19 protein-coding genes and 1 tRNA gene are annotated in these 19789 nt (G+C 57.4%); 9 read left to right on the top strand and 11 right to left on the bottom strand.

The window, feature by feature from the left end:
* Positions 1-6: 6 nt before the first annotated feature.
* Positions 7-831 carry a DsbA family protein gene (locus EUU25_RS02465; protein ID WP_158897980.1) on the top strand — a complete coding sequence of 275 codons (825 nt, stop codon included), beginning with the start codon at positions 7-9 and terminating at the stop codon, positions 829-831.
* Positions 832-860: 29 nt separating this feature from the next.
* Here EUU25_RS02465 and EUU25_RS02460 read toward each other — a convergent pair whose 3' ends face one another.
* Together EUU25_RS02460 and EUU25_RS02455 are read right to left on the bottom strand one after the other, a co-directional pair.
* The gene (locus EUU25_RS02460; protein WP_158903044.1) at positions 861-1547 is read right to left on the bottom strand and encodes an RlmE family RNA methyltransferase; all 687 of its coding nucleotides are present in this window, start codon (positions 1545-1547) and stop codon (positions 861-863) included.
* A gap of 1 nt (position 1548) precedes the next feature.
* Positions 1549-2772 carry a Ppx/GppA phosphatase family protein gene (locus tag EUU25_RS02455; RefSeq protein ID WP_158897978.1) on the bottom strand — a complete coding sequence of 408 codons (1224 nt, stop codon included), beginning with the start codon at positions 2770-2772 and terminating at the stop codon, positions 1549-1551.
* 170 nt (positions 2773-2942) lie between these two features.
* On the opposite strand from EUU25_RS02455, the gene EUU25_RS02450 reads away from it, so the two are divergent.
* Positions 2943-3016, top strand: a tRNA-Gln gene (locus EUU25_RS02450).
* A 35-nt stretch (positions 3017-3051) separates the two neighbouring features.
* Here EUU25_RS02450 and EUU25_RS02445 read toward each other — a convergent pair.
* The 5 genes from EUU25_RS02445 to EUU25_RS02425 are packed head-to-tail and all read right to left on the bottom strand — an operon-like array spanning position 3052 to position 8670.
* Entirely contained in the window at positions 3052-4491 is a 1440-nt protein-coding gene (locus EUU25_RS02445) for a S41 family peptidase (protein ID WP_158897976.1), read from the bottom strand.
* Between the two features lie 44 nt (positions 4492-4535).
* Positions 4536-4973, bottom strand: coding sequence for a response regulator (locus tag EUU25_RS02440; protein ID WP_158897974.1), 438 nt, complete (start codon positions 4971-4973; stop codon positions 4536-4538).
* Entirely contained in the window at positions 4958-6913 is a 1956-nt protein-coding gene (locus EUU25_RS02435; RefSeq protein ID WP_158897972.1) for a sensor histidine kinase, read from the bottom strand. The genes EUU25_RS02440 and EUU25_RS02435 overlap by 16 nt, the downstream gene beginning before the upstream one ends.
* A gap of 3 nt (positions 6914-6916) precedes the next feature.
* The gene (locus EUU25_RS02430; protein WP_158897970.1) at positions 6917-7561 is read right to left on the bottom strand and encodes a response regulator; all 645 of its coding nucleotides are present in this window, start codon (positions 7559-7561) and stop codon (positions 6917-6919) included.
* Positions 7562-7563: 2 nt separating this feature from the next.
* Positions 7564-8670 (bottom strand): sensor histidine kinase, encoded by a 1107-nt coding sequence (locus EUU25_RS02425; protein WP_158897968.1) that lies wholly within the window; start codon positions 8668-8670, stop codon positions 7564-7566.
* Positions 8671-8863: 193 nt separating this feature from the next.
* Here EUU25_RS02425 and EUU25_RS02420 point away from each other — a divergent pair, with 193 nt between their 5' ends.
* Positions 8864-9448, top strand: coding sequence for a phosphoribosyl-AMP cyclohydrolase (locus EUU25_RS02420; protein ID WP_158897966.1), 585 nt, complete (start codon positions 8864-8866; stop codon positions 9446-9448).
* A gap of 91 nt (positions 9449-9539) precedes the next feature.
* On the top strand, positions 9540-10220 hold the full coding sequence (locus EUU25_RS02415) for an OmpW/AlkL family protein (protein WP_158897964.1): 681 nt from the start codon (positions 9540-9542) through the stop codon (positions 10218-10220).
* 88 nt (positions 10221-10308) lie between these two features.
* Here EUU25_RS02415 and EUU25_RS02410 read toward each other — a convergent pair whose 3' ends face one another.
* From EUU25_RS02410 to EUU25_RS02400, 3 genes are all read right to left on the bottom strand, one after another.
* Positions 10309-11079, bottom strand: a complete 771-nt coding sequence (locus EUU25_RS02410) for an SDR family NAD(P)-dependent oxidoreductase (RefSeq protein ID WP_158897962.1) — start codon at positions 11077-11079, stop codon at positions 10309-10311.
* A 40-nt stretch (positions 11080-11119) separates the two neighbouring features.
* Positions 11120-12016, bottom strand: coding sequence for a haloalkane dehalogenase (locus EUU25_RS02405; RefSeq protein WP_158897960.1), 897 nt, complete (start codon positions 12014-12016; stop codon positions 11120-11122).
* Between the two features lie 75 nt (positions 12017-12091).
* Positions 12092-12700: a TetR/AcrR family transcriptional regulator gene (locus tag EUU25_RS02400; RefSeq protein WP_187351288.1), complete on the bottom strand. Its 609-nt coding sequence runs from the start codon at positions 12698-12700 to the stop codon at positions 12092-12094.
* Between the two features lie 113 nt (positions 12701-12813).
* Between EUU25_RS02400 and EUU25_RS02395 the strand changes: the two genes are divergently transcribed.
* Together EUU25_RS02395 and EUU25_RS02390 are read left to right on the top strand one after the other, a co-directional pair.
* Positions 12814-13077, top strand: coding sequence for a hypothetical protein (locus EUU25_RS02395; RefSeq protein WP_158897958.1), 264 nt, complete (start codon positions 12814-12816; stop codon positions 13075-13077).
* Entirely contained in the window at positions 13074-13703 is a 630-nt protein-coding gene (locus EUU25_RS02390; protein WP_158897956.1) for a hypothetical protein, read from the top strand. Before EUU25_RS02395 ends, EUU25_RS02390 begins: the two co-directional genes overlap by 4 nt.
* Before the next feature lie 17 nt (positions 13704-13720).
* On the opposite strand, the gene EUU25_RS02385 is transcribed toward EUU25_RS02390, so the two are convergent.
* Positions 13721-16063 (bottom strand): transketolase, encoded by a 2343-nt coding sequence (locus EUU25_RS02385; protein WP_158897954.1) that lies wholly within the window; start codon positions 16061-16063, stop codon positions 13721-13723.
* A 129-nt stretch (positions 16064-16192) separates the two neighbouring features.
* On the opposite strand from EUU25_RS02385, the gene EUU25_RS02380 reads away from it, so the two are divergent.
* The 3 genes from EUU25_RS02380 (at position 16193) to aptA (ending at position 19480) form a co-directional block, all read left to right on the top strand.
* Positions 16193-16672, top strand: a complete 480-nt coding sequence (locus EUU25_RS02380) for an Lrp/AsnC family transcriptional regulator (RefSeq protein WP_158897952.1) — start codon at positions 16193-16195, stop codon at positions 16670-16672.
* A gap of 17 nt (positions 16673-16689) precedes the next feature.
* Complete coding sequence (locus EUU25_RS02375) at positions 16690-18066, top strand: amino acid permease (protein WP_158897949.1); 1377 nt, start codon at positions 16690-16692, stop codon at positions 18064-18066.
* Between the two features lie 97 nt (positions 18067-18163).
* Positions 18164-19480 (top strand): omega-aminotransferase AptA, encoded by a 1317-nt coding sequence (gene aptA / locus EUU25_RS02370; RefSeq protein ID WP_158897947.1) that lies wholly within the window; start codon positions 18164-18166, stop codon positions 19478-19480.
* Positions 19481-19789 lie beyond the last annotated feature (309 nt).

Raw genomic sequence — 19789 nt, 5'->3', positions numbered from 1 at the left:
CCCATCATGAACGACATTGTTAAAAACAACCGCATCCCCCTCGTTATCGCAGCGCTCGGGACAGTATTGCTGATCATTGTTGGCGTATATTTTTTTGAACGCCAGTCACCCGATGCATTTTCGGCGATTAGCGGGAAAAATGCCGAGCAGGCCACAAGCGCCGCCGATTCTGCTGTCGCCGCCGCCGGAATGTCCGATGCGCAGCGCGAGGCTACCAAAGCGCTGGTTCGGGCAACGCTTTTGGAAAATCCCGAAATCATCACTGAAGCGGTTGAAATCCTGCAACAGCGGGAATCCGCGAAACGACTTTCATCGGTTCAGGACAAAGTGACTACACCCTTTCCCGGTGCCGAAGCGGGTAATCCGAAGGGCGATGTTACGCTCGTCGAATTTACCGATTATAGCTGCGGCTTCTGCCGCGCGAGCGTCGCCGATGTGAAGCGCCTGCTGAAAGATGACGGCAATATTCACCTGATCTACCGCGAGCTCCCGATTTTATCCCCTGCAAGCCGTGAGGCCGCCGCATGGGCCCTCGCCGCTGCACAGCAGGGCAAGCATCAGGCATTTCACGACGCCATGTTCGATGCAGGTCCGCCCAATGCCCAAAGCATCCGTGCTGCAGCAACTAAGGCCGGCCTGAACATTGCCGCTGCGGAGGTATTTGCAGCATCTTCCAAAGCCAAAGCCGAGATTGAGAGCAATTTGGCGCTGATGCAGCAGGTCGGCTTTAACGGGACGCCGACATTCGTGATCGGCAGCCAGATCCTCGAAGGCGCATTGGGCTATGATGCGCTGAAAGACGCCATTGCAAAGGCGCGCAAACAGAAATGATTCCAGCAATCAGAGCCTGAAATTTAGGCTCAAGCTTTCTTTCCCTGGGCGATCACATACCATTCGACCGAGCCTTTGCGGCTGGCGGGCGGCTTTGCGTGCTTGACCGTCGTGAAATTGCTTTTGAGGATCGACAGCAAGGCTGGATCGGTTCCGCCCGCAAACACCTTCGCAACAAAGTCACCGCCGGGTTTCAGAACATTGACCGCAAAATCCACAGCCGCCTCAACCAGCCCCATCGTCCTCAGATGGTCCGTCTGCTTATGGCCGACGGTATTCGCCGCCATATCCGACAGGATCAGGTCCGGCGCACCGCCCAAAGCCTCGATCAGGCGATCGGGCGCGCTGTCGTGCATGAAATCCAACTCGAACAAGATAACGCCGTCGAGCGGCTCGACAGGCAGCAAATCAATGCCGACGACGGCAGCTTTCGGAATTTGCCGGCGAACGACCTGCGCCCAGCCTCCGGGTGCGATACCCAGATCGACCACCGCACGCTTCCCGCGCAGGATATGGAATTTCTCGTCCAGTTCGACCAGCTTATAGGCAGCACGGCTGCGGTAACCTTCCGACTGCGCGCGGCGGACATAGGGGTCGTTCAGTTGCCGTTCCAACCACCGGGCCGATTGCACCGTACGCCGCTTGGCCGTCTTGACCTTTTGCCGTCCGGCAAGGCTGCGGCCTGAATTTTTACCGCCAAAGAGATTGTCCGCCATATCAGTTACGCCGATTACGACGTTTGGCATCGCTCGCCATCAGGGCTCGCAAGATACCTTCGCGAATACCGCGGTCCGCGACACCCAGACGTTCACCGGGCCAGATGTCAAAAATGGCTTCCAAGATAGCGCACCCCGCCACGACAAGATCGGCACGCTCATGGCCGATGGTGGGGAATTCGGCACGGCCCTTAACGGTCCGGCTAGCAAGTTCGCGGCTGATTGCGCGCATCGCTTCTGTCGGCAGATGCAAGCCATCTACGGCACGGCGGTCATAGCTTTGCAGTTTCAGGTAAACGCTCGCCAAAGTGGTCACGGTGCCCGATGTCCCGAGGAGCCGGTGATGCCCGCCATCCTTGGGTAGGCGCGCCGCAAATTGCGCAAAGCTTGCACCAACCTTGTCGCGCATCACCTGATACGTCGCAGCTAGGCTCTCGGCATCATCCGAATCCTGCCGCTCGCTTTCGGTAAGGGATACGACGCCCCACGGCACGCTCACCCAATCGAGAATTTCAGGCACAACGCCATCGGTCGACACCAGAACAAGCTCGGTCGAGCCGCCGCCAATGTCAAAGATCAAGGCAGGGCCCTCGCCTTCCTCAAGCAGCGCGTGGCAACCCATAACGGCGAGCCGCGCCTCTTCTTTCGGGCTTATGATGTCGAGATGTATGCCCGTTTCGCGCTTCACGCGTTCGATGAACTGCGCACCGTTGACGGCTTGGCGGCACGCTTCGGTCGCGACCGATCGCGCGAGCACCACATTGCGTTTTTTCAGTTTTTCGGCACAGACCGTCAAGGCTTCGACCGCCCGGTCCATGGCTTCATCGCTCATGCGCCCGGTCGACGTCAGCCCCTCACCCAGTCGCACCACGCGCGAGAATGCATCGACGACGGTAAAATCATCACCGCCTGCCTTGGCAATCAGCAGCCGGCAATTGTTCGTGCCAAGGTCAAGCGCGGCATAGGCCGTCCGCTCGAACCAGTTGCGGCGCGAAAACGCGCTATCGTTGGCTTGCGCTGCGCCTGCCATTTCCGGATGTGCGCTATTTCCCGCATCCGCTGCGGCGCGTGCGTTTTGGGATGGTCGCTTTGCGGAACGCGCAGCGACATTGGCCGAAGCCGGCTGCCCATTAGCAGCCCTTGGTGCCGCTTTCTTGCGACGGGGCGACTTTCTATTTTTACGCCCACGTGCCTTATGCGGCGATGGTGCGATATTTTCGCCCATGGCCGTAACTCTCTTCTTATTTTCTATCCGGTTCGGATAAGCCGCCGGTACCTGTCGTCCGTGCTACGCCGAACAGGTTAAAATATCAAGATTTTTGCAAATCTGATGCAAGGCCTGCGATTCAGCGGGTTGACCACCCCACGGCAGCGGCATATAGGCCCGCCCACTGTTCCCCGGTCGTCTAACGGTAAGACTACGGACTCTGACTCCGTCTATTGAGGTTCGAATCCTTACCGGGGAACCAGTTTTCACTCAGATTTACACTGTTTTTCCAGATCCTTAATAGGATCCGGGAACCTCGCGCTGTGCGACATTAGGTGCATCTGGCAAGGGTAATACCCGGCGTTCCTTTTGCGACATCGCGCTTTGTGCGCTTTGGCCCGCGATGACCGGGGTGCAGCTTCGCCCGGCCAAGAAATCAAGCGCAGAACGCAGCGATGCTTCCTGCGGGTCGCCCAAAGGGCGTGTGATGTCATCGGCCGCGGCGCAGGTTGTCCGCATGGTTTGCGCCAGACCATTAAAATAATCACCCTGCCCGGCCGCATTCTCCTTGGCAAAGGCGACGACCCTGATGCGATCATCGCAGGCGGTTTGATCCAGCGCGATCTGTCCGACAGGTTTTCCAAAGCTGTTGCTGCCCACCAAAGCCGCATTGACACCTAAAAAGGGTACAAAGCTGTTCATCACCAATTCGCTCGCGGACGCTGTAGCGCCAGTCGATATGAAGGCGATTTTCACCGGCGAAACCGACTGCGATTGCGCGCTAAAGCGGCGGGTTTCGTTGTTGGACGACTTGGATGGCCGGAACCGTGTAAAGGTAAAGACATCGCTGCTGAGGCGGTTGCCGCCGAGCAGATCGCCCATCAGTTCGGCCGTGGATACAAGACCGCCGCCATTATAGCGGAAGTCGATCACGAAATTGGTGATGCCTTGCGCACGGAAATCGGCAAATGCGGTCCGCAACTGGTTATCGGCCGTCGAAATAAATGTCCGCATATTGATATAGCCGACACGTTGACCACCATTATCGATGGTTTTGACGCCGTAGCGCGTCGACAAGGGGTCGATATTGAAATTGCCCTTTGTCACGGTGACGTCCCGCGTGCCAGAGGCATTGGATATACGCAAAACCCGGCTTGTGCCCGCGGTGCTTGGACCCAATGCATCGGTAACGCCATTTGCGCCCTGGGTCGCCAGAATGTCGCTCACATTGACCAGGTTCGAACCCGTCGTTCCGATGGCAAGTATTTCCGTCCCGCGATCCAACCCCGCCGCAAGAGCAGGCGCGCCTTCAAACGCTTCTATGACAAACAGACGGTTGCCTTGATAGGCGAAACGGACACCGAAACCGGCGGTCGAACCGGACGAGAAAAACGCATTTTCTTCCTGGATGGACGTCACATAGGTGAAAAAACGGTCCTTGCCTTGTGCACGGGCTGTTGCCGTTAGAGCATCGATATAATCCTGGACGGTCGTATAAGACGCTGGGCTCAAACTTGATGGCAAGAGTTCTGGAAACAGATACCATTCATTGAGAACGGCGAAAGCAAAATCCTGGCGACTGCGAAGACTGCACGATGAGGAAGTCGGCGGAGGCGGCGTGGGTGTTATGCTGGTAGGAGGAGCAGATCCGCCCCCGCCACCAGAACCGCCGCCGCCACAGGCTGTGGTAGCCGCAGCCAGAATGATGATGACGTTTTTGAGCTTCCCCAATTTCATACCAGTACATCTTTCGCGGTTATATTTGTATTCAGCGCCGGGACTCAACCCTGCCGAAGGCGTTCATACAATATGCGGGTCTCCAGCAAATTGGAAATCCGTAAAGCAACTTCAATGACGTCGAACGGTTTCGCAACAAAATCTTTCGCACCAAGCGCAAGAGCACGTCGGCGGGTCTGCAGGGTCGTATCCGCGGTAAGGACAAGGACCGGCCGAAATTCGTCGGGTTGATCATGCCGCGAGAAGGCTTCGAGCAATTGAAACCCGTCAACTTTCGGCATCATTAAATCCAGCAGCACCAGATCAGGTGATAGTTTAATATACATTTCTAGTGCCTGCTCGGGGTTTGTCAGGCAATGGACATCCCGATAGCCTTCCCGGTCCAGCACATTTGCGAGCAAAAGGACGTTGGTTTCCTCGTCATCGATGGCCAAAATGCGTCGACTAAGAAGTTCCTGATTACTGATCAGTCTGGCTGGCATGAATTTTCATCTTCCTTAATGGCTTTGGCGACAGGCAGTGTGAACCAGAAGCACGCGCCCTTTTCTCGGGCGTCAAAACCGATTTCGCCGTGCATGGATTCGACCAGCCGTTTGGAAAGGGCCAACCCGAGACCTGTCCCTTCCACCTTGGCACGGGTTTGCTGCCCGAGGCGATCAAAGGGCGTAAACAAGCGGGGAATGTCCGATACATCAATGCCATCGCCGTCGTCTTCAACCAAGACCTGCACCATGTCGTTAATGGGTCGGCACGACAAGCGCACCATCGAACCGCTTCGATTATATTTCGCCGCATTCGCGACCAGATTCAAAACCACCTGTGTCGCGCGCCGCCGGTCTGCCTGGGCGAAGAGGTCTGGTGCGGGTAATTCAAGGACAAATTGCAGCCCCGCGGATGCTACGATCGGTGATGCAAATGCGTGCACCTCCTGCAGCAATTCGCTCATGTCGACATCTTCGATCGACACCTCGGTACCACCGGCTTCAATACTGGAAATGTCGAGGAGGTCGTTGATCAGCGACAGCAGATGTCGACCTGCCTTCATGATCTGGTGCACCGCCTCCTGATGCCGTGGCGAAAACTGTTCCTCGTCCAGTTCCAGCAATTGCCCGAAGCCCAAAATCGCGCTGAGAGGCGTCCGCAATTCGTGGCTCGTCCGGGATAGAAACTCGCTTTTTGCCAGACTTGCAGCGACCGCCTCCTCACGCGCAATGCGCAATGCCTCTTCCGACCGGCGCCGCTCGGTCATATCACGGGTCACTTTCGCAAAGCCCCTGAGATCGCCGCGATCGTCGTAAAGTGCGGTGATCACGACATTTGCCCAGAAACGTGATCCGTCCTTGCGGATACGCCACCCTTCATCCTCTGCGGTACCCGCTTCGCTCGCGCGTTCGAGCATCTGCGAAGGCAGGTAGGTTCGCGTTTCCTCGGGATAGAAGCGACTGAAATGCTGCCCCAATATCTCTTCGGCCATCCAGCCTTTGATCCGCTCGGCTCCGAAATTCCAGCTCACCACTATGCCGTCCGGATCGAGCACAAAAATTCCGTAATCGCGGACCCCTTCGATAACGAGGCGAAAACGTTCCTCGCTTTCACGCAGCGCTTGTTCGCGTGCGCGAAGAAGGGCGCTCGCCCTGTCCATCCGCTGCCCCAAAGTTCCAATTTCGTCAGCATCGTCCGGCATGGGCGTCAGGGCTTCGCCTCGCGCCAGCAGTTCTGCATTATGTTCGAGTGTGCGGACGCGGCGTACGATGCCGGTCGAGAACAGATATACGGCAGCAAGACTGCCCAGCAATCCGATCATTGCGCTGATCGCTGTCAGAAGCAGAAAGCGGTTGCGCACCTCATCGACCTTGGCTTGCCTCTGGTCGAGAAGAACGCGTTCGCGCCGTTGGATATTTTCAATCTCCCGCCGCATTCCGTCGAGAACAATCTTGTTCGAAATCAGCGCTTCTTCGATCGCGAGTGCATTTGAGGACCGGACGGCAGGCGATCCGGCGAGCGCAACAATTTTTTTCAGACCTTCGCGTTTGCGCACTGTGGCCTGTCTGATGCGTTCGAACCGTTGCCGCACTTCCGCGTCCCGGATTTCCGCATCGAGGCGCGTCATGGTCGCGGGCAGTTCCGCCTCCGCTTTACGATAGGGTTCCAGAAAGCGCGACTGACTCGTGAGGACATAGCCCCTGACACCTGCCGCCGCTTCCGCCAGCAAGGCATGCACCTGATAGGTATCGCGCTGAATCGCAAAGGCACGGCGAACATCGTCTTCGGCGCGCGATTCCGCATTACTTGCCAAATAGAGGGAAATGAGCGCCCCGAACAAAATGCCGAGCGGGAGCGCCACAACAACGAGGCCTTTGAACGCGAGCGGACGGTCAGTCCAATAGCTGGTTATCGCCCAACCGGATTTTGCAGCAGGCATTGCTTAAGCGTCCTTCGCGCGATCTTGGGTGGCAACGACCGCGGCCTGGGTGCGATCCGAAACGCCGAGCTTGGCAATAATCCGCTCCACATGCGCCTTCACTGTGGCCGGACTGATGGTCAGGGTCCGCGCGATTTGCTTGTTCGTCATGCCTTGGGATACCAGCATCAACACTTCATGCTCGCGTTCGGTGAGGACTGCTTTGGTATCTGTCGGGCGCAGCGAGCGCTCCGGCGCGCGCAGCGCCGCGTTCATCAAATCGAGCGGCACCGCGGTCTGCCCGGCCAACACCTGGGTCACTGCGCGCCGCAGGTCTTCAATCGCGGTGTCCTTAAGGACATATCCGGCAGCGCCTGCCGCCAGAGCTTCTCGCACATAGGCGGGCATATCGTGCAGTGTGAGCATGAGAACGCGGGTTGGCAGATCTAGGGCCACAATCGCCCGTGTTGCCTGCAACCCGTCCATTCCGGAACCGAGCCGGACATCCATTAGCACAATGTCGGGCAGATATTTTTTGACGAGCGCAACGGCTTCTTCCCCCGTTGCAGCCTCACCGACAATTTCAAAGCCTTCGCCCGCCAGAACCGCCTTCAAACCTTCGCGCGCAAGCGCGTGATCGTCGACAATCAGTATTCGTGCTAGCGCCATAATCAGAAGGTGACCGGAAACTGGGCAAGGACGCACACACCACCTTGTGGTGGCGACGTCCAGCGCAAGCTGCCACCGACAGCGGCCATTCGTTCGCGCATAACCCCTATGCCGACATGGCTACCCGCGTTTACCGTCGGGCTTTCCATCATCGGTGACGGACAGCCTTTGCCGAAATCCTGAATGCGTAAGAAGCAGCCATCGGGCTCATCCGACACCGCCAGTTCCACCACAACGCGGCACGACGGACCGGCATGTTTACGGATATTCGCAACCGCCTCTTGCGCCACGCGAAACAGGGCGGTTTCGAGATGCGCGGGCCATGTGACGGCCTGTTTCGAAAGATCAACGGCAACGTCATAACCATCGACGCGAAGGGCGTCGGCCAGCGCGACCAGAGCGGCTTCAAGCCCCAGATCATCGAGCAATGTGGGCCGCAGCCCGCCGATGACTCCGCGCAACTCTGTCACCAGATCGCGCGCAATTGCCGCAAGCTTAACGCGTTCCGCAGCGGGAATATCGGCGTTGGGCTGTGTTGTCGTGCCCTCAAGAATGCGCACCAGCGCCGTTGCGGTCTGTGCGACCCCATCGTGCAATTCCTGCGACACGCGGCGACGTTCTTCCTCCTGCGTGGAGAACATGCGTCCTACGAGATATTCAAGACGAAGCTCGCGTTCCTGCAATGTATTTAACAGCCGGTCGCGATCATGGGCGTCATTCATGCGCGCAATTGTCGCGCCCATAAGTTCCAGATGCATCCGGAAAGCTTCGGCATCCTCACGGTCAACGATTTGCTCAATCCCCGTCAGGCCGTCGATGATGATGCGACCGACGATGCGTTTTCCTTCGCCGGGGGCTAGTATGGCGATCCCGGCATCTTCTGGCCGCAAACTGATCTCGGCACGGGATTTGCCAACAAAAAAGGCCAACCTTTCGGCGCAGCGCCGCAACACCTCTGCGCTATTCTCCTGCGTGGCCTGCGCCATTTCACGTCCACTCGTCGACAGCAACCGCAACCGCGCGCCGCGCGCTTCGGACGCGCGATAGAGCTCGCGCAATTCCGTGATCGTATCGATCTGCTGGTCGAGGAGCGGTGACGAGATTCGCATCGCGCCGTTGTAAACATTCGGGCGCGGAGTGCATAGGCCAACCGGCCTAGGCCGCGCGGCGGGCCATCCGGCCAATTTTAGCCCCCTGCGAATAACTCTATCTCTTCGTCATGGGCACCAAGTCCATTGTTCATGCCGCACCACCTGCACGTCCGCAGAGTTGCAGCGCGGCTTTAAATCGGGAGTGCAGATTATGAAGAGTTTTCGTTTGAAGATCGCAGCCGCAGCGCTGCTCCCCCTGTCGCTTATGGCCTCGCCTGCCATCGCCGGAACACAGTCGGTACATGCCGCTTCGGCACCTTATGCGCCGATTACACTGGCCGAAGTCGAAGCCGCGCAACAGGCTTGGGGCCAGGCTCTGGTCGCCATTTCCACCGAATATGACCGCAAAGGCTATGCCGCCGCGAAGCGCCTCGCTGAAACCGTTCTCGACACCGCTTATGGCTACAATATGGGCCCTGTCCTGTTCAAGCCGACGTTGACCGTTGCACCGCAAACATTCCGCACCCAGCGTGACGGTGCCCTGGCCTATTTTGTTGGTGGCGACAAAAACTTTCCCAAGGACACCGGCTTCGCGCTGAAAGGCTGGCGTTCGTACAAGATCGAAAATGCAAGCGTGCTGATCACCGGCAACTCGGCAACGTCAATGGGCAATGTCATGCTAACCGACGCCAAGGGCAATGTGACCACGGTCGACAAGACCTGGGGCTATGTCCGCGACGGTGAAGGCAAATTGCGGATCGTTCTGCACCATTCGTCTTTGCCCCACAAAGACTAATGCCCCCCAGATGGTCGCCCTTAACGGGCGGCCATCCCCTCCCCCCAAACGGGACATTCCTCCCCAGAATTCCCCATAAGGAAAAATAACGATGAAAAGGCATAACCTCCTTTTTGCGGCCTGCTGTGCTGCCGCAATTTCTATGGCAACACCCGCCTATGCCGGAGACAATGAAGGCAAGATCCAGTTGAAGGCATTTGCAACGGGCGTGCTGCCCGACGGCGCCATCACCGACGTCAAAACCGACCTTATCGGCTTGCCCGCAGGGTCGCAGACACGCGCCACAGACTCTTACGTCCCCACCATCGCCGCGGAATATTTTCTTTCGTCCAATTTCTCGATTGAGACCATCTGCTGCATCACTCCCCATGATGTGCGCGGAACGGGCGCGTTGGCCAGAGCTCGTCTGATTGAAAATGCGATCATCCTTCCCGCCACCGTTACGGCGAAATATCATTTCAATCTGAGCGAAGGCGTGAAGCCCTATCTCGGCGCAGGCCCCACCCATTTCTTCATCTTCAGCGAAGATGTGGGCGCTGACGCCGCCGCCTTGGGCGCAACCGATGTCAATCTGTCCGATGAACTTGGCTTCGTTCTGCAAGCCGGTCTCGACCTGAAGCTGAACGACAAAGGTCTTGGTCTTTCGGTAGATGCAAAACGCTATTTCGTGGGAACCACCGCAACATTCCGTGCGGGCGCTGCAACGGCGCTACAAACAAAACATGACCTCGATCCGTGGGTCATTAGTGCCGGTCTGGCGTACCGCTTCTAACGGTTCACCAGACCGTCGCGTGGAGGCTGCCTGCAACCGTCGATCCCACCGCAGGCAGCCAAAACGCTGGATATATTTTACGTAGTTTCTATCCGGCCCGCGTTTTCGTCCGCAAGCTGTTCCAGCTCGCATCGCCGGTCCAGCCGCCGTCGACCGGCAGGCTCACGCCATTGATGAAATTATCCTCAGACGCCAGGAAAGCGATCGCGGCCGCCACATCTTCGGCTTTGGCAAAACGGCCCATGGGAACCCGGTCAATGATGTCATCATCATTATAGGCGCCCGTGGCCTGTGACATGACATCCATGTCGGTCTTTATCCAGCCGGGGCAAACGGCGTTAACGCGAACTCCGCGTCCGCCCCATTCGGCTGCCAAAGTACGGGTCAGGCCGATCAAGCCATGCTTGGACGCGTTATAGGCCGCGCGGTGGATAATCCCATAAAGTCCGGCAATAGACGCGACATTGACAATACTGCCACTGCCTTGCGCCAACATCTGGCGTCCAAAGGCTTGCGACAGGAAAAATGCGGCTTCCAGATTGATCGACATCACCTTGTGCCATTCGCTCCGCCCGATTTCTTCGGCCGGGACGATCATGCTGATCCCGGCATTGTTGACCAGCACATCGGCGGCGCCATGTTCCGAAGCGACCTGACTGGCAAGCGCAGCGACAAACTCTTCCGAAGCGATGTCGCCGCTAATGCCCTGGACCGATAATCCGGATGCCGAAAGCTCCGCGATTGTGCTTTCCAAGGGTTGCAGGTCGGTCAAAACCACATGAAAACCGTTGGAGGCCAATTTGACCGATGTCGCCAGACCGACCCCTTGGGCTGCACCCGTCACCACTGCTGTTTTCAAGACCCCACGCTCCTCTAATTTACCGACAATTGTTGCGCTTTTACGCCTTGGCGACTTTCAATATGCAGTCAACAAATCCTTTGGGATCATCTTCCTGAATGAAGTGCCCGCCTTTTAACGTCGTGTGCGGCTGGCCTTCAGTTCCCGGAACGCGGCCAATCCACCTCGCCTCGCCTCCTCGGGTAACAGGGTCACCATCGCTGAAGCAGCAGAGAAATGGCTTGTCGAATTTCTCGAGAACCGCCCAAGCCTTTTTCTGGTCAGGGATCGCGACATTATTTTTGAAGGGAACGAAGGATGGAAATATCCGTGCTGCAGCCGTGTATCCGCTGTCGGGAAAAGGCGCGTTGTAGGCGGCAATTTCCGCATCACTCAACCCGCGCTTGGTTCCTGCGCTGACGATTTTACCAATCGGAAAAATGGGGCTCCATTTCGAAAAAGCGCGCCAGATCGCAAAGGCACGCGGCGCGGGGCCGCCTTCAGGCAAGCCCCCGTTTGACAGTACAACGCCAGCGAAGCGGTCGGGCATTTCGCCCACTAGACGCAAACCGACCAGCGACCCCCAATCCTGACACACAAGGGTGATATTGCGCAAATCAAGCTTCTCGAGCCAAGCCCGCATCCACGCCACATGGCGCGCATAGCTATAATCGCTTTTCTTCGACGGTTTGTCCGATTTTCCAAATCCGATAAGATCGGGTGCCACGACACGAAGCCCCCTTTCCGCTACCGGAGGAATCATATGCCGGTAAAGATAGGACCAGCTCGGCTCGCCATGCATCATGAGAACCACCTGGGCATCCCGGGGCCCTTCATCGATATAGTGGACACGCAAAGCGGTTCCGTCCTGCGGATCGGAAATCTCGGTATAATGCGGCTGGAACGGGAAATCCGCGATGTCCTCAAAGGCGGCATCGGGTGTGCGCATGACTTTCATAACTATCTCCGCCAATATATTGGCACAAACAGTGCCATATTAAATTTATATGGTCAATCTGATGCGCCGGCGCACTTATTGGTCGGGCATATGCTGCAACGCGTCCGCCAGCATTCTTTTGATGACGAGCCCCGCTTCCTCGGTCGACAAGCCCTGATCATGACGCAACAGACGCCAAGTCTGAAAACTGAGGATGACGTTGAGGCCGCGTGCGCCAACACTGTCTTCTTTGACGCTTCCGGGTAACAGCGCCTCTACTCCGTCCGCCTCTGCCTTCAGCAGGCGTTGATAATCCTGCATCAAATAAGATGACTGGAAACGTTTCAGATTGGCGGAGATCCGAAAGGGCAGAATAGTTTCAAAAACGATGGCACGCCGGTCCGCAATCTCGGTCATCCTGGCTTTCCAGTTCGGACCCTTCAATGGCTCTGCGATAATCGGCAGCACACGTTCCTCGATCACCGCACTCATTTCGCGGTAAAGCGTGTCCATATCGTCAAAATGCCGGAACACCGTCCGCAAACCGACGCCTGCAATGTCAGCAACGCGCGCCGCACTTGGGGCGACATCGCCGTTCCCGACCAACTGCAACATCGCCTCGACAATTTTGGATCGGCTGGACCGGCTGCGGGCACGACGGCCATCCAATTTCAAGGCTTCGGTTTTCTCGTGCGCCGATGTCATAGGCATCTTTCTCGTTTCATATACCAGCTATTACAAGGCAATGCCTGACTTGCCAAACTCTATTGGCACATATAATGCCAATATAATGTAGCGAAAATAGTGGAGCTGAAACGATGCGGAATTTAGGTGTTTCGATCATAGCATGCGTGACCATGCTGATAGCCACGCCGGTCGAGGCGCAAACAAGCGTCCGCGAGGCTTGTATGGCCGATATGAAGAAATTCTGTTCGCCGGAACTGGCCACATTTAATCGGGATAAAGTTCGGGCTTGCCTGATCCGCAACATCCAGAAAACATCGCCCGGATGCAAGGAAGCGGCCAAGGCCCAACGCGACCGTCAGCGCGCCCTGAAATCAGGCGCAGCGGGCAAAGAATGATGGCCGTTGCCGTCATCTGGGGATCGGCGCTGGCGCTCTATCTGCTGTTCCGCCTTTGGTACGACAATTGGTCAGGCCCCCTCAAAGCGGACGAGATCGACTCCTTTATCGATGCAACACAAGATCGCTTCGAAGCATCGGGTAATAACGTCTCGGTTTTACGCGCCTTTCTGGAAGCGGATGACGGCCGCGAATTTATCATGCTCAATCTGGTCAAAGCGCAGATGGACGACGTCAAGGACCCTGTAACCGGCCAGATGGTGCAAGGCCTGAGCCTCCTCCAGCGTTATTCGAAGCGGTTCATGCCGGTACTTTTCCGGAACGGTGGCCATCCGGTCATGGTAGGGCGTAAAGTCGGCGGATACATCGATGCGTGGAATACCGAGGGCGATCCCGGCTGGACGATCTTCGGTCTGATGCGGTACCGAAGTCGGCGCGACATGGTGAAGCTGGTGATGGATCCCACATTCAAGGAAGGCCATCCAGACAAGATGCTCGGCACGCTAGCGACATTTTCATTCCCGACCCAACGGGTGCTGTCGCTTTATCTGGGGCCCAGAGTCTCGTCTGCGATCGTCATCGCGCTAGGTGCCGCAATTGCGCACATCATCTGGCTCAGTGTCTGAATTCTGCCGCGGTAAGTTTACCGGACGAGAAACAGCTCCGCCATCGCATCGATAACCGCATCGGCGTCGAGCCTGTAGTTGCGGTAAAGATCGGGTAGATCGCCGGTTTGACCGAAGCGGTCCGTTCCGAGCGGGCTGATCCGCATGCCTTTGACGCCGCCGATCCACGACAGCGCCCCCGGTGAGCCGTCGATCGCCGTCACAATCCCCGCATGGGGCGCAAGGTCGGACAATAATGTCTCTATATGGCTGACCGCTCCATGACGGCCCGTCCATCGCGCTGCCTTCTGCGCAGACCATTCACGGTGCAGGACATCGGGCGAAGTGATATTCAACACCCCGAGCCCGGGAATGTCATCCACCAATTGTTCGTATGCCGACAGGATTTCGGGCGCAATTGCACCGGTAAAGGCAATAGCTGCCTGCGATCCCGGTGCGGGTTTGCGCAACCAATAGCCACCTTTCAGAGCGTCTTCCTCCCACTGCGTATCTTCGCGGGAGACTTGCGGGATTTGCCGGGTGCTGAGCCGTAGATAGACCGAGCTGCCGTCGGGCTGCTGCAGATATTCAAAGGCCCAGCGCATGAACAGCGCCACCTCGTCCGCATAGGCAGGTTCGAAATAGGCAAGGCCGGGCTGCCCCATACCGATCAGCGGCGTGTTGATCGACTGGTGCGCCCCGCCTTCTGGTCCCAAGGTCAGGCCCGATGGTGTGCCGACCAGCAAAAAGCGCGCGTCCGAGTAACAGCCGTAATTCAGCGCATCGAGCCCGCGCGAGATAAACGGATCATAGACCGTGCCCACCGGTATCAATCGCGTCCCGAAATGTGGGGCAGCTAGGCCAAGTGATGTCAGCAACAGGAAGAAGTTATTCTCTGCAATGCCAAGCTCGATATGCTGGCCAGCGGCATGCGCAGCCCATTTCTGGGCCGACGGAATTTTCGCCTCGCGAAAGATGTCCGCGACTTGGGACCGCCGGAACAGACCACGTTGATTGACGAAGCCGCCCAAGTTCGTCGTCTGGGTAACATCGGGCGCCGTTGTGACAATATGGTCCGCCAATGGCTCGGACGATTTTGCCAGATCGAGCAGCACATGTCCGAACGCCGCTTGGGTCGATTGTGTTTCGCCAGTCGGAACCGGAAGGCGCGCCGGCACGAAGATGGGTGGAGGCGAACTTTCCTCGTCCTTTTTCGCAAGGACACTCCGGTCGACAAAATCCTTCAGCCGTGCCGCCATATTGCCGCCGAGACCGGCGAAAGGCTCCCATTCCTGCCCGGCTTCAATGCCCAAGCTTTCGCGCAATTGTTCTATTTGCGCAGGGTTCATCATACCCGAATGATTGTCTTTATGCCCGGCCAGCGGCAGGCCATATCCCTTGACCGTATAGGCAATGAACAAGGTCGGTCGGTCGTCGTCCGCGCTGTCAAACGCTTCCATGAGCGAGGCGATGCAATGCCCGCCCAAATTGGTCATCAAGGCGCCCAGACCATCATCATCAAAACTGTCGAGCAGCTTTTTGACATGGGGTTTGTGGCCGATATCGTCGATCAACCGCGCGCGCCACGCGGTACCGCCCTGATAGGTCAGCACGGCATATTCGGCATTGGGGCAATTTTCGATCCAGTCCTCAAGTGACTTCCCGCCCGGCCGCGCAAATGCCGCGCGCAACAGCTTGCCGTGCTTCAGCGTAATGACGCGCCAACCGCAGGTTTCGAAAATGTCATCAAAGCGGCGGAACATGCGGTCCGCCGTGGTGCTGTCCAGCGACTGACGGTTGTAATCCACCACCCACCAGCAGTTGCGGATGTCATGCTTATAGCCTTCGATCAGGCACTCATAGATATTGCCTTCGTCAAGCTCGGCGTCGCCCATCAGCGATATCATCCGCCCCGCATCGGCCTCGGCCATGGAGCCATGGGCGACCAGATAGTCCTGAACAAGGCTTGAGAAAGCCGTGATAGCCACGCCCAGCCCCACCGACCCGGTGGAAAAATCGACGGGGATTTTGTCCTTGGTGCGCGATGGATAGCTTTGTGCGCCGCCCAAAGCGCGGAACTGCTGCAGCTGCTCAAGCGACTGGTTGCCCAGCATATAATGGATCGCCTGCAACACCGGCCCCGCATGCGGCTTTACCGACACCTTGTCATTGGGCCGCAGGGCATGGAAATAGAGTGCCGCCATGATAGCGGTCATGGAGGCGCAGCTTGCCTGATGCCCGCCCACCTTCAGGCCATCACGCTTTTTGCGGATATGGTTGGCGTTATGCACCGTCCAAGACGACAGCCAACGCAGCCGCGTATCCAGCGCCTCAATGGCCGCTATCTTCTCTTCGCGCGCATCCGCAAATTTGGTCGCCATTATTATTTGTCCCGGAATCCTGTTGACCGGAGTTTAGCCAGCGGACGTTAGCATGTCCTTGCGTATAGCTGGGTTCTGCGGCATATTTTTGGCAGATAATCCCATTAACGACACGAATAGAGATATAATATGCCAGAAAATGCGCTGGACGCGATAGACCGCAAAATTATCGATCTGCTTCAGGCCGACGGGCGAATGTCTAATCAGGAGCTTTCCGACCGCATCGGCCTCTCCCCCAGCCCTTGCCTGCGCCGGGTCCGGCAGTTGGAAGCGAACGGCACCATCGCGCGTTATGTGGCACTGGTCGATCCGGACAAGGTTGGTCTGTCGGTCACCGCCTTCGTCCGCGTTCGTCTCGATCAACAGGACGACCGGCATCTGCAGGAGTTCGAAACGGCCGTGGCGGGCTTTCCCGAAGTCATGGATTGCTATCTCATGACGGGCGAAGCCGACTATCAGCTTCGCATATTGGTAAGCTCGCTCACCCAGTTCGAGGACTTCCTCCGCAGACGTCTGACCAAGGTCAACGGCGTTGCAAATGTCACCACCAGCTTTGCCTTGCGACCTGTCATTTACAAAACCGCCGTACCGACGCTACAACCCCTTTGAACCAGGGGGATATTTTAATGGAATCAAGCATAGCGGCACCGAATGAGCTGAGCCGGTCACTGAAATCGCGCCATGTGTCGATGATCACATTTGGCGGTATCATCGGCGCGGGGCTGTTCGTTGGCTCCTCTACTGCAATCGGCAATATCGGTCCGGCAGCGGTGCTGAGCTATGCCATTGCCGGGTTTCTTGTGCTGCTCGTCATGCGGATGATCGCGGAAATGTCGATCGCCATGCCGGGCACGCAGACCTTTCCTGATTTTGCGCGGCAGGGCGTGGGCGACTGGGCCGGCTATATGGTTGGCTGGCTTTACTGGTATTTTTGGGTCGTTGTGATCGCCATCGAGGCCATTGCCGGAGCCAAAATCATCAACGGATGGTATCCGCAACTGGAGGTCTGGCAAATCGGTGTCGTGCTGATGGCGGTGTTGACCGCGATCAACCTGATGTCCGCAAAATCCTATGGCGAATTCGAATTCTGGTTTGCGTCGACCAAGGTTGTTGCGATCATCGTCTTCATTCTTGTGGCCGGGGCCTATGCAACCGGCGTGACGTCCCCATCCGGATCGACCTTTGCGAACCTGACAGCGCATGGCGGTTTTGCGCCGGCTGGAGTGGCCGCGATATTTGCAGGTGTTGCGACGACGATCTTCTCGCTTTGCGGGGCTGAAATCGCGACGCTGGCTGCGGCAGAATCGGAGGAAGGCTCCAAGACAATCGCGAATATGACCATCTCGGTTTCCTTGCGAATCCTGATTTTCTTCGTGCTTTCCATTTTCCTCATCGTCTCGGTTGTTCCCTGGAATGAGATTGAGGCGGGAACTTCGCCTTTTGCCCATGCGCTCCGGCAGATGGGCTATCCCGGTGCTGACCTGATCATGGAGGGCATCGTCCTTGTCGCGGTCCTTTCATGCCTGAATTCAGGGATATACATCACATCGCGGGCGATGTTCGGCCTCGCCCGCAATGGCGATGCACCCCAATCCTGCGTGAAGCTGAGCGGTGCCCGCGTTCCGGCAAGGGCGATATTGATCGCCAGCCTCTTCAGCTATTTTGCCCTCGCGGCATCCATCCTGTCTCCCGACCAGGTGTTCAACTTCCTCGTCACATCTTCAGGCGCCATCATGCTTTTCATTTACATTCTGGTGGCAGTGGCCCAGCTTCGCCTTCGCGCGCAATTCGAGGCGGAAGCGCCGGAGCGGTTGCAGGTTCGGATGTGGCTATATCCCTTTGGCACATGGTTCGCGATTGCCGGTATGGGCGGTGTCCTTGTGATGATGGCATTGTCACCGACAAGCTCAAAAGAATTATGGGCCAGCATGATTGTGACCGCAGCTTTCCTGTTCGGTTATTGGGCGAAAAACTATTTTGTTTCGCGATCGAAAGATGCGTGACCGAAAGCAAAATTTTCCAGTCGGAATAAAGATTTGAGTCGCACCAAATTCACTGACCATTGCATAAGCGGTGGACGCGTAGTGCCGGAGTCCGATTATGAAACTTGAGAATGATCCTTTAGCCGCATTCTGGATGCCCTTCACGGCAAACCGGGCGTTCAAGGCGACGCCGCGGCAGCTGAAGTCCGCAAAGGATATGCATTATACCAGCGATGATGGCCGGCAGATCCTCGACGGCACCGCCGGACTTTGGGCCGTAAATGCAGGCCACTGCCGTGCGCCGATTGTGGAAGCCATCCAGAAGACGGCATCCGAACTCGATTACGCCCCGCCCTTCCAACTGGGCCATCCGCTGGCCTTTGAACTGGCGTCGCGGCTGGCGACACTCATGCCCGAGGGGCTGGACCGGATATTCTTCACCAATAGCGGATCGGAATCGGTCGACACCGCGCTGAAGATCGCCCTCGCCTATCAACGCGCCATTGGCCAAGGCACCCGCACCCGCCTGATTGGCCGGGAACGTGGCTATAATGGCGTCGGCTTTGGCGGCATTTCGGTGGGCGGCATCGTCAACAACCGGCGACAGTTCGGAACGCTGCTGACTGGCGTCGACCATCTGCCGCACACGCACAATATGGAGCATAATGCCTTTACCATGGGGCGTCCCGAATGGGGCGGGCATCTGGCCGACAATCTGGAAGCCATTGTCGCACTGCATGGGGCAGAAACCATCGCAGCCGTCATCGTGGAGCCGATGGCCGGATCGACAGGCGTGCTGGTGCCGCCGGTCGGCTATCTCGAAAAATTGCGCGAGATCACCCGCAAGCATGGCATTGTCCTGATCTTCGACGAAGTCATCACCGCCTTTGGCCGCGTCGGCGGGGCGACCGCCTCGGGAACCCTTGGCGTGACGCCGGATATCATCACCATGGCCAAGGGCCTGACCAATGCCGCCGTGCCGATGGGCGCAGTCGCGGTCAGCCGCCATATCCATGACGGCGTGGTCGAAGGTGGCCCCGATGGCATCGAACTGTTCCACGGCTACACCTATTCCGGCCACCCTCTCGCCGCCGCCGCGGGTCTGGCGACGCTCGACCTTTACAAGTCTGAAGGTATTTTTGAACATGCAACATCCCTGCACAGCTATTGGCAAGACGCCGTCCACAGCCTGAAGGGCAAGCGCAACATCATCGACATCCGCAACATGGGCATAGTCGCCGGCATCGAACTCGCACCGCACAGCGCCGGGGTCGGAAAGCGTGGCATGCAGCTGTTCCACAAATGCTTCGATAACGGATTACTGGTGCGCGCAACCGGCGATATCATCGCCCTGTCCCCGCCGCTCATATTGGAAAAGGCGCATATCGACGAAATGATCGGGCGGATCGCGGAGTTGGTGGAAACCATCGACTAGATTTTCGCGCGATGCCGAAGGGCGTGTGGGTTGGAGGATGAGTTGACGACGGCCAATGAGAGATCGAAACTCTGGTTGGTATGTCTGGAAAGGTTTGCGCCTTGAAAAGGGACTGTCCCCAACCCCCCCATCATACCCACCCGTCACCCTGAACGAATGGCAGGTTTCAGCGTACCGAAAAACTAGCGGGAATGACCGGAATGTTGTGGAAAGCGGACCGACAGCTTTCAGGAGGTTCAGGCCAATAGCAGCCATTCATACAGTTTTGGTGACGACAGCTATGCTCACAAAAATAGTCGTTAAACGCGT

It is taken from the genome of Sphingorhabdus lacus, assembly GCF_009768975.1.
GTDB classification, from domain to species: Bacteria; Pseudomonadota; Alphaproteobacteria; order Sphingomonadales; family Sphingomonadaceae; genus Sphingorhabdus_B; species Sphingorhabdus_B lacus.
This window is presented reverse-complemented; position numbering and strand designations above follow the sequence as displayed.

Excerpts from the sequence above, each read along its gene's own strand:
- EUU25_RS02385 (WP_158897954.1), bottom strand. The coding sequence starts at position 16,063 with ATGGCGACCAAATTTGCGGATGCGCGCGAAGAGAAGATAGCGGCCATT.
- EUU25_RS02435 (WP_158897972.1), bottom strand. The coding sequence starts at position 6,913 with ATGCCTGCTGCAAAATCCGGTTGGGCGATAACCAGCTATTGGACTGAC.
- EUU25_RS02390 (WP_158897956.1), top strand. The coding sequence starts at position 13,074 with ATGATGGCCGTTGCCGTCATCTGGGGATCGGCGCTGGCGCTCTATCTG.
- EUU25_RS02420 (WP_158897966.1), top strand. The coding sequence starts at position 8,864 with ATGAAGAGTTTTCGTTTGAAGATCGCAGCCGCAGCGCTGCTCCCCCTG.
- EUU25_RS02465 (WP_158897980.1), top strand. The coding sequence starts at position 7 with ATGAACGACATTGTTAAAAACAACCGCATCCCCCTCGTTATCGCAGCG.
- EUU25_RS02395 (WP_158897958.1), top strand. The coding sequence starts at position 12,814 with ATGCGGAATTTAGGTGTTTCGATCATAGCATGCGTGACCATGCTGATA.
- EUU25_RS02460 (WP_158903044.1), bottom strand. The coding sequence starts at position 1,547 with ATGGCGGACAATCTCTTTGGCGGTAAAAATTCAGGCCGCAGCCTTGCC.
- EUU25_RS02445 (WP_158897976.1), bottom strand. The coding sequence starts at position 4,491 with ATGAAATTGGGGAAGCTCAAAAACGTCATCATCATTCTGGCTGCGGCT.
- EUU25_RS02405 (WP_158897960.1), bottom strand. The coding sequence starts at position 12,016 with ATGAAAGTCATGCGCACACCCGATGCCGCCTTTGAGGACATCGCGGAT.
- aptA (WP_158897947.1), top strand. The coding sequence starts at position 18,164 with ATGAAACTTGAGAATGATCCTTTAGCCGCATTCTGGATGCCCTTCACG.
- EUU25_RS02425 (WP_158897968.1), bottom strand. The coding sequence starts at position 8,670 with ATGCGAATCTCGTCACCGCTCCTCGACCAGCAGATCGATACGATCACG.
- EUU25_RS02400 (WP_187351288.1), bottom strand. The coding sequence starts at position 12,700 with ATGACATCGGCGCACGAGAAAACCGAAGCCTTGAAATTGGATGGCCGT.
- EUU25_RS02430 (WP_158897970.1), bottom strand. The coding sequence starts at position 7,561 with ATGGCGCTAGCACGAATACTGATTGTCGACGATCACGCGCTTGCGCGC.
- EUU25_RS02440 (WP_158897974.1), bottom strand. The coding sequence starts at position 4,973 with ATGCCAGCCAGACTGATCAGTAATCAGGAACTTCTTAGTCGACGCATT.
- EUU25_RS02375 (WP_158897949.1), top strand. The coding sequence starts at position 16,690 with ATGGAATCAAGCATAGCGGCACCGAATGAGCTGAGCCGGTCACTGAAA.
- EUU25_RS02415 (WP_158897964.1), top strand. The coding sequence starts at position 9,540 with ATGAAAAGGCATAACCTCCTTTTTGCGGCCTGCTGTGCTGCCGCAATT.
- EUU25_RS02380 (WP_158897952.1), top strand. The coding sequence starts at position 16,193 with ATGCCAGAAAATGCGCTGGACGCGATAGACCGCAAAATTATCGATCTG.
- EUU25_RS02455 (WP_158897978.1), bottom strand. The coding sequence starts at position 2,772 with ATGGGCGAAAATATCGCACCATCGCCGCATAAGGCACGTGGGCGTAAA.